The following is a 14980-nucleotide window of genomic DNA, read 5'->3' as shown; positions in this document are numbered from 1 at the left end:
TGGATCTCGATACGCCCGCTCCGCGGGCTACTCGATCAACATGGAATGCGCCCGCTCCACGGGCTCCTCTTTCCACCTGGAGGGGCGCGCCCCATGCTGGTCGAGTAGCGCGCAGCGCGTATCGAGACCTCATGCTGGTCGAGTAGCCCCGCAGCGGCGTATCGAGACCCGCCCACCGGACGACGGTGGATCTCGATACGCCCGCTCCGCGGGCTACTCGATCAACATGGAATGCGCCCGCTCCGCGGGCTCCTCGATCAGCACGGAGTGCCGCCTGCCGGGCGCAGGCCCGCCGTCACTCCGGCGCCGGGCGCTCGAGCTCGTGCGCGAGGGCGGCGAGCTCGGCGCCGCCCGCCATCAGGCCGGTCAGCTCGCCGAGGCCGATGTCGCTCTTCTCGAAGGTGCCGAGGCTGGTGCCGCGGTTGAGGAGCAGGAAGCGGTCGCCGATCGGGTAGGCGTGGTGCGGGTTGTGGGTGATGAAGACCACGCCCAGCCCGGCGTCGCGGGCCCGGGCGATGTAGGTCAGCACCACGCCCGACTGCTTGACGCCGAGGGCCGCGGTCGGCTCGTCGAGGATCAGCACGCGGGCGCCGAAGTGCACCGCGCGGGCGATCGCGACGCTCTGGCGCTCGCCTCCGGAGAGCGTGCCGATCGGCTGGTCGACGTCGCGCAGGTCGATGCCCATCCGCGCCAGCTCGCTCCGGGTGATCTCCTTCATCCGCTGCACGTCGAGGCGGCGCAGCGGCCCGCGCCCGCGGGTCAGCTCGGAGCCGAGGAAGAAGTTGCGCCAGACGGGCATCAGCGGCACGACCGCGAGGTCCTGGTAGACGGTCGCGATCCCCGCCTGCAGCGCGGCGCGCGGCGACGAGAAGACGACCGGCGCCCCGTCCAGGAGCAGCTCGCCCGAGGAGGGGGCCTCGGCGCCGGCGAGCATCGCGATGAGCGTCGACTTGCCGGCGCCGTTGTCGCCGAGGACGCAGGTGACCCTCCCGGCGTCGACCGTGGTCGACACTCCGGTGAGCGCGTCGACAGCTCCGTAGCTCTTGCCGAGATCGCGGACCTCGAGGATCGTCGTGCCCACCGGGGTGCGCGGTGCCGCGCCGCCGGCGGTCGTGCCGGGGCTCATCGCCGGCCTCCCGCGCGGGTCCGGACGGCGTTGTTGAGCAGCACCGCGGCGAGCAGCATCCCGCCGAGGACGGTGCGCAGCCAGTCGGTGTCCCACTGGGCGAAGGTGATGCCCTGGAAGACCATGCCGTAGATGAGGGCGCCGAGAGCCGCGCCGATCGCCGAGCCGTAGCCACCGGTCAGCAGGCAGCCGCCGACGACCGCGCAGATGATGTAGATGAACTCCTGGCCGACCCCGGTGTTCGCCTGCACGGTCGAGGTGCGGAAGAGCGAGATCATGCCGACGAGCCAGGCGGCGCCGGCGGTCCCCATGAAGAGGCCGATCTTCGTCTTCAGCACGGGCACGCCGACCTGGCGCGCGGAGGCCTGCGCCCCGCCGACCGCGAAGATCCAGTTGCCGGCGCGGGTGCGCAGCAGGATCCAGGTGGCGACGGCCGTCACCGCGAACCACCACAGCACCGAGACGTAGAAGGTGCCGCCGCCGAGGCCCGCGGACGCGCCGAACAGCGGCTGGATGCCGTCGTAGCCGGGGACCTTCGCCATCCCCTGGATCGCGACCTGGCCGGTGATCAGCTTCGTCACCGCCAGGTCGATGCCGGCGAGGGCGAAGAAGGTGCCGAGCGTCACGATGAAGCTCGGCAGTCCGGTCTTCATCACCAGGACGCCGTTCAGGGCGCCGACGCCGAGGCAGACGACGAGCGAGACGACGACCGCCACCCAGACGCTGAGCCCGTAGTGGGTCGTCAGGATCCCGACGATGAGGGCGGAGAAGCCGGTCATCACGCCCGCGGAGAGGTCGAACTCGCCGCCGATCATCAGCAGCGCGACGGCGACGGCCATGATCCCGAAGGTCGACGCCGACTCCAGCCACACTCCGGCGCCGGCCAGGCTCAGGAACTGCGGGGCGAAGAGGGAGAAGAACACGAGCACGGCGAGGGCGGCGGCGAGCGCACCGGTCTCGGGGCGCGCGAGGAGCGTGCGGAGCGGGCGCCGCTCGCGGCGCGGGCTCGACGCGGTCGTCGCGGTGTCGGTGGTCGTCACGGGTGGCTCCTGTCGGGGGCGGGCTGCACGCTAGCGCGTGCCGTTCGCGGCGAACTCGGCGACCTCGGCCGCGTTCTCCTTCGTGACGAAGGCGGGTCCGGAGTAGACGGGCTGGCCGCCGCCGATGACGTTGCCGTTCGTGGAGTACAGCGACAGCGCCGTGATGCCGAGGAAGCCCTGCACGTAGGGCTGCTGGTCGACGGCGAAGACGATCGAGCCGTCCTCGATCGCGGTGACGACGTCCTCGGAGAGGTCGAAGGTGCCGACCTGGGCCGAGCTGCCCGACTCCGACACGGCGCCGACGGCGTCGATCGCGTACTGGCCGCCGAGGGTGAGCACGCCGTCGATGGACGGGTCGGCCTGGAGCTTGGACTTGATGGTCGCCTTGACGTCCGCGTCGTTGGTGCCGTCCACCTGCAGGTTGCTCATGCCGCCGCCGAAGGTCGACGCCGCGGCCTTGCAGCGCTCCTCGAGACCGACGTTGCCGGCCTCCTGGATCACGCAGAGCGCCTTCGTGGCGCCCGCCTCGGCGAGCTTCGTGCCGACCGCCTCGCCGGCGACCGTCTCGCTCTGGCCGATGTGGGTGAGGGCGCCGAACTCGGCGGAGCGCTCGATGCCGGAGTTGATGGTGACGACGGGGATGCCGGCGGCGACCGCCTTCTCGACGCTGTCCTTCACACCGTCGGGGTTGGCCATCGAGACGACGATGCCGTCGACCTGCTGGGCGACCGCGTTGTCGATCAGCTGCGACTGCCGCGCCGGATCGGAGTCGGCCGTGTAGGTGATCGTCGCGCCGTAGTCGGCGCCGGCCGCCTCGGCGCCCGACTTCACGCGGTCCCAGAAGGCGTCGCCGGGGCCGGAGTGGGTGACGACCGCGTAGGTGTAGTCACCGCCGGCGCCGGACGCGCCGCCGCCCGAGGTCGCGGCGGGCTCCTGGCCGGTGCCCGTGCACGCGCTCAGCAGCAGAGCGGCCGAGGCGGCGAGGCCCAGGCCGGCGAGGAGGCGCGGGCGGGCGGGGAAGCGCGGGCCGGCGGGGGATCGCTTCGTCATGGGAGCTCCTTCTCTGCGGACGGCGTCGTCTCTGCCGGTCCGGAACGTCGTTGTCGGGCCGAGGAGGGGATCCTGGGCGGGAATGTCGGGGGGGCGTCGGGGCGGCGCCGGGCGCGGAGGCGCCCGCGCGGGGTCCTCGACGCCGCCGTGGACGTCGGCACGGCCGACATCGATCCTGGCACGCGTTCGAGTCCCGAGGTCGACGTCGGCTCAGCCCGCCTCGGCGGCGACGCGCGAGGCCCGCCCCGAGTCCAGCACGAAAGGGGCGCCGCTGGTGAGGGAGAGGACGCGCCGCGCCCCTTCTCATGCTGGTCGAGTAGCCCCGCAGGGGCGTATCGAGACCCACCGTCTCCAACAGGGCGGGTCTGCAGACTCGCGTTCTGACGATGGTGGATCTCGATACGCCCGCTGCGCGGGCTACTCGATCAGCATGAGACGAACGCCCTCTGCGAGGACTGCTCGATCAGCATGATCTGGCCCGAGCGCACCCTGCATGCTGGTCGAGTAGCGCGCAGCGCGTATCGAGACCCCGCTGGCGGGAGCGCTCAGTGCCCGTCGCGGCGGAGGCGGGCCTCGCGGCCGGCGATGTGCACGCCGAGGCCGGTGATGCCGGCGGTGAACGCGACGATCACGCCGAGCATCCCGTAGATGCTCCCCGCACCTGCGGCGAACGCGCCGATGAGGAGCGCGATCGAGGCCAGCACGATCAGGACGGCGCCGGCGATCTCGCCGCCGCTGGATCTCCTCAGCACGTCTCGCATGCCTCCAGACTGCGGCGGGCGCCACCCCCGCCGCAAGGCCTCCGAGGTGAACGGAGCACAGAGATCCGGCCGCCCGCTAGACGCCCGCCCGCACCCGCCGCAACCCCGAGAGATCCGGATCCGCCCCGGCGAGACTGGAGACATGCAGCAGCTGACCTACGCCTCCAAGAGCATCGTCACCACCGACGCCGTCACCGAGGCCCTCCTCGACCTCGTGACCGCGATCGACCGGCAGGAGCACTCGGAGGCCGTCAGCGTCCCCGCCTTCACCGACGAGGGCGTGCTCATCGAGGCGAAGATGACCCTCGACGCGAGCAGCGAGCTCGTCGTCGTGCCGGTGGAGCAGTCCGTCGACGACGAGGCCGCGACCGAGGAGGCCGTCGCCAAGGCCGTCGAGGACATCCGCTCGCGCATCAAGGACAACCGCCGCACGATCGCGCGCCCGGTGATCGAGCCGGACCCGGAGCCGTACAACTACGAAGAGTTCTGATCCGCCGCTGACCTCGAGCGTCTAGCCCAGCCGCCCGTCGAGGTCCTTCACCACGCGGCCCGACTGCAGGACCGCGCGCACCGCCGCTGGATCGCCCAGCGTCGCGATGTCGGCCAGCGGATCGACCTCGGTCAGCACCAGGTCGGCGAGCTTGCCCGGCTCGACCGAGCCGAGCTGCGCGTCGAGGCCCAGCAGGCGGGCGCCGCCGAGGGTGCCGGCGCTCAATGCCTCGAGCGGGGTGAGCCCGACGGCGACCAGCTGCGCCAGCTCGGCGAGGTTCCGGCCGTGCGGGTGCACGCCGGCGTCGGTGCCGAGCGCGAGCGGGATCCCCGCCGCGACGGCCCGGCGCACCGAGTCGAGACCGCGCTCGCGCAGCAGCTCGCGCTGCCGGAGCCGCTCTGCGGTCGTCGTCGCCGGGTCGAACGCGCGCACCAGGATGCTCAGGGTCGGCACGAGCGTCGTCCCGCGCTCGCGCATCAGCGCGAGGGTCTCGTCGGAGAGGTCGTAGCCGTGCTCGATGCTCGTCGCGCCGCCCAGCACGGCGGCGCGCGCGGCGTCGTCGGAGAGGGCGTGCGCGGTGATCGGCCGGCCGCCGCGCTCGGCGAGCAGCTCCGCGATCAGGGCGACCTGCTTCTGCGTGATCCCGACGTCGCGGGCGTCGTCGTTCGGTGAGCCGAGCCCGCCCGAGGTGGCGACCTTGATCACGTCGGCGCCGGTGCGGACGAGGGTGCGGACCATCCGGACCACGTCCTCGTCCGTGTCGACGAGTCCGGGCGCGGGCATGCCCGGGCGCACGGCCCAGGCCGGCAGGCTGCCGTTGCGGTGGTGCGGATCGGCGTGGCCGCCGGTCGGCGAGAGCATGGCGATCGCGAGGTGCAGGCGCGGGCCGTCGACCGCTCCGCGCGCGACGGCCTCGCGGTAGCCCGGCGAGAGCCCGTCGAGGTCGCGGGCGGTGGTGACGCCGGCGTCGAGCGTGCGGCGCAGGAGCCCGGCGATCTCGAGGACGTCCTCCTCCGGGAAGCGCTCGCGCGCCGCCTCCGGGGCGACGGGCACCATCGCGAGGTGCACGTGGACGTCGACGAAGCCCGGCAGCAGGAACGCGCCGGACACGTCGACCGCGCGACCCTCGAGCACCGGAACCGCGCGGCGCGGCCCCGCGTAGGCGATCACGCCGTCGCGGATCTCGACCTCGGAGTCCTCGAGCGGAGCCGCACCGGTGCCGTCGACGAGCGTCGCGCCGACGAGCCGGAGCACGCCCTCGGCCATGGGGGTGAGGGGCAGCCGGGCGGTCATGCGCTCTCCTTCGCGGGGACCGACGCCGCTCCGGAGAGGCTGAAGCCGGGCGAGCCCGGGTCGGCGTCGAGCAGGCGGCGGGTGTACCAGTGCTGGGGGTCGGCGTAGATCCGCTCGACCGGGCCGGCCTCGACGACCTCGCCGCGGTAGAGCACCACGACCTCGTCGCTGACGCGCTGGACGACGGCGAGATTGTGCGAGATGAACATCATCGTCAGGCCGAGCGACTCCTTGATCCCGGCGAGCAGATCGAGGATCTGGCCCTGCACCGAGACGTCGAGGGCGGAGGTGATCTCGTCGGCGATCACGAAGGTCGGGTCGATGATCAGCCCGCGGGCGATCGCGACGCGCTGGCGCTGCCCGCCGGAGAACTCGTGCGGGAACCGGTGCCGCATGTCGGCGCTGAGGCCGACGCGCTCCAGCCAGGCGACGATCAGCTCCTCGTTCCGGCCGACGCGGGCGCGGACCGGGTCGATCGCCTCGGCGAGGGTCTGCGCGATGGTGCGCCGCGGCGAGAGCGAGGAGTACGGGTCCTGCGGGATCATCTGCGTGCGCCGGCGGTAGGCGTGCATCGCCGAGCGGTTGGCGGCGACGATGTCGACGCCGTCGACGCTCGCCGTGCCGGCCGCCGCGCGGACCGAGCCGACCAGCACCTTGGCGAGGGTCGACTTGCCGGAGCCGGACTCGCCGACCACGCCGACGGTGCGGCCGCGCTCGACCCGCAGGTCGACGCCGTGCAGGACCTTCGCGTGCCCGAAGACCACGTCGAGACCGCGGACGTCGACCATCGCGGACGACGCGGCGGCTCCGGGGGCCGAAGCGGCGGCGGCGCTCACGAGCGCACCTCCGGCGGCGTCGGCACGGTCACGACCGGCGTTGCGGCGAGCAACTGCCGCGTGTACGGATGCGTCACGGTCTCCTCCGAGAGGTGGGCGATGTCCTCGATCCGCTCGACGATGCGGCCGTCCTTCATCACGAGGACGCGGTCGCAGAGCGCCCGGACGACGCCGAGGTCGTGCGAGATGAAGAGCACGGCGGCGCCGGAGTCCTCGTTCATGCGCTTGAGCACCGAGAGCACCTCGCGCTGCACCGTCACGTCGAGCGCGGTGGTCGGCTCGTCGGCGATCAGCAGGTCGGGCTTCGCGCTCATCGCCGAGGCGATCATCGCGCGCTGCTTCATGCCGCCGGAGAGCTGGTGCGGGTACTGCCGCAGCCGCCCCTCCGGGTCGGAGAGCATCACCGAGCGGAAGCCGCGCAGGAGCAGGTCGAGCGCGTCGCGGCGGGAGTGGCGCAGGCGGATCCGCAGCACGTCGGACAGCTGGGTGCCGAGGACCATGGCGGGGTTCAGCGCGGTGCCCGGGTCCTGGTAGATCAGCCCGATCTTCGCGGCGAGCACCCGGTCCGGGACGGGGTCGAGCAGGTCGGTGCCGCCGAGCTCGAGCCGGCGCGCGGAGGCCTCGAGACCCTCGCCCAGCAGCTTCGCGACGACCGAGGCGGTCAGCGACTTGCCCGAGCCGGACTCGCCGACGATACCGAGCACCTCGCCGCGCCGGACGGTGAAGGAGAGGTCGGAGACGAGCTCGCGGCCGGTCGCGCCGTGGCGGACGGTGATGCCGTCGGCGACGAGCACGGCGTCGGCCGGGGCGGGCGCGGCGGTCGAGGAGTCGGTGGCCCTCGTCATCCGGGCCCGCGTCGTGTTCGAGCGCGGGTTCGCCGCCGCTGCCAGCCCGTCGCCGACCAGCAGCGCCGCGAAGGAGGCGACCGTGAGCGCGAGCGCCGGGCCGAGGATGACGACCGGGTTCACCGAGATGCGGCTCAGTCCGTCGTTGAGGAGCGTGCCCCAGTCGAAGGCGGGCGTCTGCGCACCGAGGCCGATGAAGGAGAGGCCCGAGATCTCGACGAGCGCGCCGGAGAAGGCGCCGGCGACGAGGATCAGCGTCGGCTCGGCCATGTTCGGCAGCACGTGCCGCAGCGCGACGAGGTGCGTCGGCACTCCGGTCAGCCGGGCGGTCGTGACGTACTCGCTCGCCGCGATCTTGGAGGCGAGGTTGGCGGTCAGCCGCGCGAAGCCGGCGATGTTGGCGACCGCGATGGCGACCACCACCTGGACGACGCCCTGGCCGAGGATGGCGGCGACGATGATCGCGACGAGCATCGTCGGGTAGCTGACGGCCAGCTCGATCGCGCGCAGCCCCAGCTCGCGGACCCGGCGCGGCGCGAGCCAGACGCCGATGCCGACCGCGATGCCGACGATCGCCGAGAGCACGGTCGCGGCGAGCGCCATCAGCACGGTCGAGCGGGTGGCGACGAGGGTGCGGGCGAGCATGTCGCGGCCGAGGGTGTCGGTGCCGAGCGGGTGCTCGGCGGTCGAGCCGAGGCTGGGGCTGCCGCCGAGGCCGGTGGCCTGGCCCTCGAGCGCGATCGGGGCGATCAGCGCGGTGAGGGCGATCACGCCGAGGAGGCCGAGCCCGATCACGAGCCCGGGGTTCCAGGCGAAGGTGCGCGCGCCGGCGGGCTTCAGGCCGCGGACGGCGGGGAGGGACTCAGCCACGCTGCTCTCCGAGGGTGCGCGGGTCGATCAGACCCAGGATGACGTCGATCACGAGGGTGATCACGAGGGAGATGAGCCCGATCACGAAGACGGCCGCCCGGATCACCGGGTAGTCCTTGTCGATCGCGATCGCCTGCACGATCACGCCGCCGAGACCCGGCCAGGCGAAGACCGCCTCCGTGATCAGCGCGGAGCCGAGCAGGGCGGTGAGGATGATGCCCGAGAGCGTCAGCGCCGTGGTGAGCAGGTTGGGCAGCATGTGCTTGGCGTAGAGGGTGAGCGCGGGCAGCCGCCAGCCGCGGGCGGTGCGCATGTAGTCCTGTTCGAGGATCACCGCGGTCTCGCGGCGGACGATCCTCGCGACGGAGCAGGTGCCGCCGACGGTGAGCGAGGCGATCGGCAGGATCGCGGCGGTGCCGAAGTCGTAGGCCGGCGAGTACGCGGGCGGCAGCACCTTCAGCAGCACCGCGAAGACGACGACGAAGCCGGTCGCCAGCACGTAGGTGGGGACCGAGGAGATCAGCCCGGTGACGGTGCTGAACACCGCGTCGAGCCAGCGGCGGCGGTCGCCGCGGGTCGCGACTCCGACCGCCATGCCCAGCGCGATGCCGAGGACGAGCAGGAGCAGCACCGCGGAGATCGTGATGGTCAGCGTGTACGGGACGGCCGTCATCACGAGGTCCATCGCCGGGATGGAGTAGCGGTAGGAGGCGCCGAAGTCGCCCTGCAGCACGCCGAGGAGGTAGGTCCAGAGCTGCGCGGGCAGCGGCTGGTCGAGGCCGAGCTGGGTGCGGACCAGCTCGACCTGGTCGAGCGAGGCCGCCTCCCCCGCGATGGCGATCGCCGGGTCGCCGGGGATGAGCTGCACGATCAGGAAGGTGACCAGCACGAGCAGCGCGAGGTTGACGAGCAGGCCGAGGGCCCGGCGGAGGAGGAACCTCCGCCAGGCCCCGCCGAGGGTGCCGGCGCGGACGGCGCCCGGGCCGGGGCCTGGGCCTGCCGCGCCGGACGACGCAAGGGTGGTGGCGGTCGTGGTGCTCATCGCGTCGTCTCCTCGTGTCGTCCCGCTCGGGTGGGCTGCTCAGCGGTGCTGATCAGCGGATCAGGACAGGATCCGCATGGCCGAGATGTCCCAGTAGCCCGAGAACACCGAGGTCGCGAAGCCGGAGCGGGCCACGTAGCGGTGCGTGTCGGTGATCAGCGGCGTCATGTCGACGCGCTCGAGGATCGTCTTCTGGGCGGCGAGCAGGTTCTCGCACTGCGTCTCGGTGTCCGAGGCGGCCATCGCGGCCTCGTAGTAGGCGACGCCCTCGGGGTTGTCGCTGGAGGAGACGTTCGTGCCGCCGTCGGCGTAGGTCGGTCCGAGGTAGCGGGCGATCGTGGTGTGGATGAGGCCGGGGCCGGCGTTCTCCGCGGCGATCGCGACGTCCCAGGTGGCGGGCTCGGTGCGCATGGCCTTCGACCAGTCGGCCGGGTCGAGCGCCGAGACGGTGACGGTGGCGCCCGCGGCGCGGAGCGACTCGGCCAGGTAGTCGGCGGCCGGGTCCCAGTTCGACATCATCAGCAGGCGGATCGACTGACCGGTGAGCTCGGGCGTCGCGGCGGCGGGGTCGTACTTCTGCACCAGCGACTCGTCGTCCAGGGCGCAGCGGTAGCTCGCCGCGTTGACGGTGTACTGCGGCACGCCGAGGCCGTCGAGGCCGGCCGAGTTGAAGCCCTGGGTGTCGATCGCCTGGGCGACCGCGGCGCGGCGCTCCTCGTTCCCCTCGAAGATCGAGCCGGAGCCGGGGGCCTCGTTGAAGACGAGGTTGTAGGCCGAGCTGGCGAAGGTGACGGTCGTGTAGGCCGGGTCGTCCTCGAAGCGCAGCGCGTTGGAGTCGTAGAAGCGGGCGAGGTCCACGCCGCCGGACTCGAGCAGGTTGGCGCTCGTGTTGGAGTCGGACTGCACGGTCAGGTTGATCGTCTTCGCGGGCTCGCCCTCGACGTCCTGCCAGTCGGGCCAGGCGTCGTAGTCGTCGCGCAGCGTGTAGGCGGCGCTGACACCGGCCGAGAGGTTCGAGAGCATGTACGGGCCGGACCAGGCGCCGTCGACGGTGCCCGCGGCGAGGCCCTCGGTGTCGGCGAGGCCGGCGGGGCAGATGATGCCGGTGCCGGGGCGGGTGACGCCGCCGAGCAGCTGCGAGTAGGGCTGACTGAGCGAGATCGTCAGCGTGCCGGCCGCGTCGTCGGGGGTGAAGGTCGGGTCGCCGGAGCCGAAGGCCTGGTTCTTCCAGGTCAGCGCGCCCGAGTCGTCGAGGCCGGTGAGGTACGTGAAGGAGTCGGCGACGACGGTCGGCGTGATCGCGGTGCCGTCGGCGCAGGTGGCGCCGTCGCGGAGGGTGAACGTGTACTCGGACGCCGAGACGGCGTTCCACTCGGTGGCGAGGCCGCCGATGTAGCCCTCGGTCTCGCCCTGGCGGAGCAGGGTGTCGAAGCCGAGGCGCGCGACGGTCACGTCGGCGTCGGCGGAGGCCTTCGCGGGGTCGAAGGTGGACGGCGCGTACCAGAGCTCCGCGTTGATGGTGTCGGTGGTGCCGGCGGTGCCGGTGGCGCTCTGCGGGGCGCTGGTGGTCCCGCAGGCGGTGAGCGCGAGGCTCGCGACGGCCGCCAGTGCGACGCCGGCGAGCAAGCTCTTCCTGACCATGGTGCTGTCCTCCAAGGGGTACGGGTGGTGCATCGGGGGCGGGGCGGAGTTGCTCGGGGGGCCGCTCAACTTGGATCCAATCTAAGGCAATGCGGATCCCATTGTGTTTCGGCGGGATTACATCTGGTCGGCGTCCTCCGCCGCGGGCCCGTGCACCGTCCGCCCGCCGACCACCGTGCGCAGCACCTGCGCCCCGGCGAACTCCTCCGCCGAGCACTCCCCCGGGTCGACCGAGAGCAGCACCAGGTCGGCGAGGAAGCCGGCGCGGAGCATCCCGCGGCGGTCCTCCGCGAAGGCCGCGTGCGCCGCTCCCCGGGTGTAGCCCTCGACGACCTCGAGCACCGTGAGCGCCTGCTCCGGACCGAGCGGGTCGGGCAGGCGGCGCATCCGGCGGCTCACCGCGGTCGCGACGACCCGCCGCGGGTCGAACGGGAAGTAGGGGGCGTCGGAGCCGAGCGCGATCACCACGCCGGAGTCGCGCCAGTCGCGCATCGGGTTGACCGGGTCGGCCCGCGCGCCGAGCCGCTCCGTCAGTCCCGCCGCGTTGCTCCAGGCGATCGAGGGCTGCAGCGATGCGACGACGCCGAGCCGGGCCGCGCGCTCGCGGCTCTCGGCGGAGGGCTCGAGGTAGGCGTGGATCAGCTGGCAGCGCAGGGCGGCGATCCGCTCGGGCGGGCCCGCCCCCTCGAGGGCGTCGAGCACCTCGGCGACCGCGCGGCTGCCGACCGCGTGCACGCCCAGGCCCCAGCCGCGCTGGACGCACTCCGCGGCGAGCCGCGCGAACTCGGCGGTCGCGATCCGCTGCACGCCGTGGCTTCCGCCGGGCCAGGGCTGCTCGAGGAGCGCCTGGCCCTTCATCCCCTCGCCGTCGTAGTAGACCTTGATCGGGCCGAGGCGGAGCAGCTCGTCGCCGTCGCCGGTGGTGCCGTCGACGGTGTCGAGCAGGGCGAGCGCCTCGTCGACGCCCGGGACCGCTTCCGTGCCGAGCTCGGGGTAGGGCATCGCGACGACCCGCAGCGACAGCTCGCCGCGCTCGTGGGCCGCGCGGTAGGCGGCGATCTCGTCGAGCGTGACGGCCGGGTCGATGACGCCGGTGAAGCCCAGCTCGTGCAGCAGCGGCTGGATGCGGAGGAGGGCCGCGCGGCGGTCCGCGGGGGTGGGCGGGGTGTCGCCGAGCCAGTCCGGGGCGTCCGGATCGGCGTCCGCGTCGGCGAGCATCGCGGCCGAGAAGGCGTCGGCGCCGGCGCCCGCGTCGAGCAGCTGCAAGGCCTTCAGGCCCGCGCGCTGGGCGTGCGAGTGCGCGTCGATGAAGCCGGGGAGGAGGGTGCCGTCGAGGTGCTCCTCGGGGGTGCCGGCCGGGGCGGCGGCGCGGACCTCCTGCAGGGTGCCGACCGCGGCGATCCGGTCGCCGTCGATCAGGAGCGCCTCGGCGAGCGGGTTCTCGGGGTCCATCGTGCGGATGCGGGCGACGAGGAGGCGGGGGGCGGTGCCGTTCCGCGGCTCAGGCATCGATCGTCTCCCGGCGGTCGAGCCAGTCGTGCACGTCGGCGGCGGTGACGAGGGCGTCGCGCTGGAGGTACTCGATCGCCTCCAGCGTGGCGGCGTGCGCGCGCTCGCTCGAGCCGGCGACGCAGTCGGTGAGCACCCGGACGGCGTAGTCGTGCTGGTGCGCGTCCGCCGCCGTGTAGTGGATGCAGACGTCGGTGAGGCCGCCGACCAGCAGCAGGGTGCCGGCGCGATAGGCCTTCAGCACGATCTCGAGCTCGGTGCCGAAGAAGGCGGAGTAGCGGCGCTTGCGGATCACGAACTCCTCCGGTCGCGGCTCGAGCCAGGACGCCAGCTCGGTGCCCGGGTCGCCCTCGAGGCAGTGCGGGCCCTCGGCGCCGTCGAGCTCGCGGCCGATGTCGATCAGGTCGCGCTTGTGCACCTCCTGCACGAAGACGACCGGCACGCCGGCACTGCGGCAGTGCGCGATCAGGTCGCGCACCCGGGGCGCGCGCTCCGCCCGGCCGCTCATCACGGGGATGCCGGGGGTCGGCAGGCCCGAGGCGGCCCCGCCCTGGATGTCGACGACGAGGAGGACGGGAGTGCCGGAGACGGCGAGCATGCGGGTGGATCCTTCCGGGTGGTGCGCGGGTCGGGTGAGGTGCCCCCACGACCCCGGCGGTGCGAGGGCCGGGGCCCGTCGTCCGCCCGGCAAGTCTGGCCAGGCGATCGTTCGGGCGGGGGTCGGCCGTGTTTCCCCGGGGTAAAACCTCGGGCTGCTCGGCTTGTGGAGGAGAGTCGGGCGCGGGCCGGCCCATCCGCGCCCCCTGATTCCTCAAAAGTTGCGGTAGTCGCGCTCGACTACCGCAACTTCTGGAGATTCGGCGAGCGGCGGAGGCGGAGCGCGGCGGGCCTGTGGAGAACGCCGCACTCCCCCGCGTGTGGAGGAGCCTGACCGGCCGCCATTCCTCAGAAGTTGCGGTAGTCGCGCGCCACTACCGCAACTTCTGGAGAGTCGGCGCGGAGGCAGGCGGCCCGGGCGAGCGCCGAGGTCGCCACTCCTCGAAAGTTGCGGTAGTCGGACGCCATTACCGCAACTTCTGGAGAGTGGCCCGCGTGTGGAGGAGCGTGGCCGGACGTCATTCCTCAGAAGTTGCGGTAGTCGCGCTCGACTACCGCAACTTCTGGAGAGTCGGGGGGCGGCCGCGGGCTAGACCGGGCGGGCGGCCCGGCGGCGGCGGTGCGGGAGCAGGGTGGCGACGGGGACCGGGGAGTAGGTGTCGGCGACGGCGACCCAGACGGACGCGTCGGGGGCGTGGTCGCCGAGGAGCTCGGCGCAGACGCCGCACGGCTCGATGAGGTGGCGGGAGCCGGCCGGGCGCTGCAGCACTCCGACGATCGCGACGACCGGGGAGCCGGCGACGACGGCGGCGCTCAGGGCGGCGGACTCGGCGCAGACGGAGGCCCGGCCGGCGCTCGCCTCGACGTGCAGGCCGGTCACGATCCGCCCGTCCGTGAGCCGGAGGGCGGCCGCGACCTCGTGGACGCCGGTCCGGTAGCGGGCGTCGAGGATCGCCGAGGCCACCTCGAGCAGCTCGCGGTCCGGCGCGGACATCCCCGCGGGAGGCCCGTCGAGCACCGGACGATCGAGCACCGGGCGATCGAGCACCGGGCTCTCCGGCACCGAAGGCCCCGACTCCGCCCCCTCGGTCACGACCAGCCCAGGATCCGCGCCATGTTGCCGCCCTCGACCAGCGCGCGGTCGGCCTCGTCCGGGATCGCCTTGGCGATCTTCATCCGCTCGAGGTCGAAGTCGCTGCCCGGCCACTCCGAGCCGAGCAGGATCTTCTCGGCGCCGAGCCGGGCGTAGGCGCGCTTGACGTCGGACATCAGCGTCGCCGAGGTCTCGAGGTAGATGTGCGGGTTGCGCTCGGCGACGATGATCGCCTCGGGCACGTTCCAGACCGCGCCCATGTGGGCGATGATCGTCGGCACGCCGGGGAAGCCCTTGGCGATCTCCTCGATGGCGAACGGTGCGCAGAACGCGTCATCGAGGGCGTTGATCAGCACGGGCAGCCCGAGCTCGTCGCAGACCGCGAACAGCGGGTCGAGCAGACCGTGGTCGGCGACGTGGTAGCCGTGCAGGCTGGGGTGCAGCTTGAGTCCGACCAGGCCGGCGTCGGCGAAGCGGCGGATCTCGTCGGTCGCGTTCTCCCACTGCGGCATGACCTGGCCGAAGCCGAAGAGGCGGTCGGGGTGCGCCTTCACGAGGTCGATCAGGAAGTCGTTCTCGATGCCCTGCGCGAGGGAGCAGACCATCGCGCGGTCGACGCCGGCGGCGTCCATCCGGTCGAGGATGCGCTTCGGGTCGAACGGGGTGTAGGCCGGGGGCTGCTCGCCGGGGCGGACCCCGCTGAGGTAGTCGCTGCGGCCTCGGCGGTCCTGCGTGGTGTTGTACGCGTCGATGATCATGCGGCGTCTCCTTCTTCCGGTGTGGTGCG

General features: G+C 73.0%; 14 protein-coding genes. 1 reads left to right on the top strand and 13 read right to left on the bottom strand.

Translation table 11 applies throughout. From position 1 onward, the window contains the following. Positions 1-295 precede the first annotated feature (295 nt). From C1I64_RS17325 to C1I64_RS17310, 4 genes are all read right to left on the bottom strand, one after another. Positions 296-1126 carry an ATP-binding cassette domain-containing protein gene (locus C1I64_RS17325; protein ID WP_127888073.1) on the bottom strand — a complete coding sequence of 277 codons (831 nt, stop codon included), beginning with the start codon at positions 1124-1126 and terminating at the stop codon, positions 296-298. Next, positions 1123-2166 carry an ABC transporter permease gene (locus tag C1I64_RS17320; RefSeq protein WP_127888072.1) on the bottom strand — a complete coding sequence of 348 codons (1044 nt, stop codon included), beginning with the start codon at positions 2164-2166 and terminating at the stop codon, positions 1123-1125. The genes C1I64_RS17325 and C1I64_RS17320 overlap by 4 nt, the downstream gene beginning before the upstream one ends. A gap of 30 nt (positions 2167-2196) precedes the next feature. Further along, positions 2197-3216, bottom strand: coding sequence for a sugar ABC transporter substrate-binding protein (locus C1I64_RS17315; RefSeq protein WP_127888071.1), 1020 nt, complete (start codon positions 3214-3216; stop codon positions 2197-2199). Between the two features lie 545 nt (positions 3217-3761). Further along, the gene (locus C1I64_RS17310; RefSeq protein ID WP_123447448.1) at positions 3762-3977 is read right to left on the bottom strand and encodes a hypothetical protein; all 216 of its coding nucleotides are present in this window, start codon (positions 3975-3977) and stop codon (positions 3762-3764) included. A 142-nt stretch (positions 3978-4119) separates the two neighbouring features. Here C1I64_RS17310 and C1I64_RS17305 point away from each other — a divergent pair, with 142 nt between their 5' ends. Continuing rightward, positions 4120-4467: a hypothetical protein gene (locus C1I64_RS17305; RefSeq protein WP_123447447.1), complete on the top strand. Its 348-nt coding sequence runs from the start codon at positions 4120-4122 to the stop codon at positions 4465-4467. A 21-nt stretch (positions 4468-4488) separates the two neighbouring features. On the opposite strand, the gene C1I64_RS17300 is transcribed toward C1I64_RS17305, so the two are convergent. The 9 genes from C1I64_RS17300 to C1I64_RS17255 all read right to left on the bottom strand — a co-directional run bounded on the left by C1I64_RS17300 (position 4489) and on the right by C1I64_RS17255 (position 14951). Next, the gene (locus C1I64_RS17300) at positions 4489-5760 is read right to left on the bottom strand and encodes an amidohydrolase family protein (protein ID WP_127888070.1); all 1272 of its coding nucleotides are present in this window, start codon (positions 5758-5760) and stop codon (positions 4489-4491) included. Beyond that, the gene (locus C1I64_RS17295) at positions 5757-6596 is read right to left on the bottom strand and encodes an ABC transporter ATP-binding protein (RefSeq protein ID WP_244209517.1); all 840 of its coding nucleotides are present in this window, start codon (positions 6594-6596) and stop codon (positions 5757-5759) included. The genes C1I64_RS17300 and C1I64_RS17295 overlap by 4 nt, the downstream gene beginning before the upstream one ends. Next, positions 6593-8311 (bottom strand): dipeptide/oligopeptide/nickel ABC transporter permease/ATP-binding protein, encoded by a 1719-nt coding sequence (locus tag C1I64_RS17290; protein WP_244209516.1) that lies wholly within the window; start codon positions 8309-8311, stop codon positions 6593-6595. The genes C1I64_RS17295 and C1I64_RS17290 overlap by 4 nt, the downstream gene beginning before the upstream one ends. Next, positions 8304-9353, bottom strand: coding sequence for an ABC transporter permease (locus C1I64_RS17285; RefSeq protein ID WP_127888069.1), 1050 nt, complete (start codon positions 9351-9353; stop codon positions 8304-8306). Before C1I64_RS17285 ends, C1I64_RS17290 begins: the two co-directional genes overlap by 8 nt. Positions 9354-9413: 60 nt before the next feature. Then, positions 9414-10994, bottom strand: coding sequence for an ABC transporter substrate-binding protein (locus tag C1I64_RS17280; protein ID WP_164874581.1), 1581 nt, complete (start codon positions 10992-10994; stop codon positions 9414-9416). A gap of 117 nt (positions 10995-11111) precedes the next feature. Then, on the bottom strand, positions 11112-12503 hold the full coding sequence (locus C1I64_RS17275; protein WP_127888067.1) for an amidohydrolase: 1392 nt from the start codon (positions 12501-12503) through the stop codon (positions 11112-11114). Next, positions 12496-13101: a cysteine hydrolase family protein gene (locus tag C1I64_RS17270; RefSeq protein ID WP_123731621.1), complete on the bottom strand. Its 606-nt coding sequence runs from the start codon at positions 13099-13101 to the stop codon at positions 12496-12498. The genes C1I64_RS17275 and C1I64_RS17270 overlap by 8 nt, the downstream gene beginning before the upstream one ends. A gap of 588 nt (positions 13102-13689) precedes the next feature. After that, a complete protein-coding gene (locus tag C1I64_RS17260; protein ID WP_164874580.1) occupies positions 13690-14148 on the bottom strand; it encodes a cytidine/deoxycytidylate deaminase family protein in 459 nt (152 codons plus the stop codon). Positions 14149-14189: 41 nt separating this feature from the next. Then, positions 14190-14951: an amidohydrolase family protein gene (locus tag C1I64_RS17255; RefSeq protein ID WP_123731620.1), complete on the bottom strand. Its 762-nt coding sequence runs from the start codon at positions 14949-14951 to the stop codon at positions 14190-14192. Positions 14952-14980: the final 29 nt, after the last annotated feature.

The sequence above is a fragment of the Rathayibacter festucae DSM 15932 genome, assembly GCF_004011135.1.
Classification (GTDB): domain Bacteria; phylum Actinomycetota; class Actinomycetes; order Actinomycetales; family Microbacteriaceae; genus Rathayibacter; species Rathayibacter festucae.
This window is presented reverse-complemented; position numbering and strand designations above follow the sequence as displayed.

Coding starts and splice junctions, on each gene's coding strand:
- C1I64_RS17325 (WP_127888073.1), bottom strand. CDS start 1,126: ATGAGCCCCGGCACGACCGCCGGCGGCGCGGCACCGCGCACCCCGGTG.
- C1I64_RS17315 (WP_127888071.1), bottom strand. CDS start 3,216: ATGACGAAGCGATCCCCCGCCGGCCCGCGCTTCCCCGCCCGCCCGCGC.
- C1I64_RS17310 (WP_123447448.1), bottom strand. CDS start 3,977: ATGCGAGACGTGCTGAGGAGATCCAGCGGCGGCGAGATCGCCGGCGCC.
- C1I64_RS17305 (WP_123447447.1), top strand. CDS start 4,120: ATGCAGCAGCTGACCTACGCCTCCAAGAGCATCGTCACCACCGACGCC.
- C1I64_RS17300 (WP_127888070.1), bottom strand. CDS start 5,760: ATGACCGCCCGGCTGCCCCTCACCCCCATGGCCGAGGGCGTGCTCCGG.
- C1I64_RS17285 (WP_127888069.1), bottom strand. CDS start 9,353: ATGAGCACCACGACCGCCACCACCCTTGCGTCGTCCGGCGCGGCAGGC.
- C1I64_RS17280 (WP_164874581.1), bottom strand. CDS start 10,994: ATGGTCAGGAAGAGCTTGCTCGCCGGCGTCGCACTGGCGGCCGTCGCG.
- C1I64_RS17275 (WP_127888067.1), bottom strand. CDS start 12,503: ATGCCTGAGCCGCGGAACGGCACCGCCCCCCGCCTCCTCGTCGCCCGC.
- C1I64_RS17270 (WP_123731621.1), bottom strand. CDS start 13,101: ATGCTCGCCGTCTCCGGCACTCCCGTCCTCCTCGTCGTCGACATCCAG.
- C1I64_RS17255 (WP_123731620.1), bottom strand. CDS start 14,951: ATGATCATCGACGCGTACAACACCACGCAGGACCGCCGAGGCCGCAGC.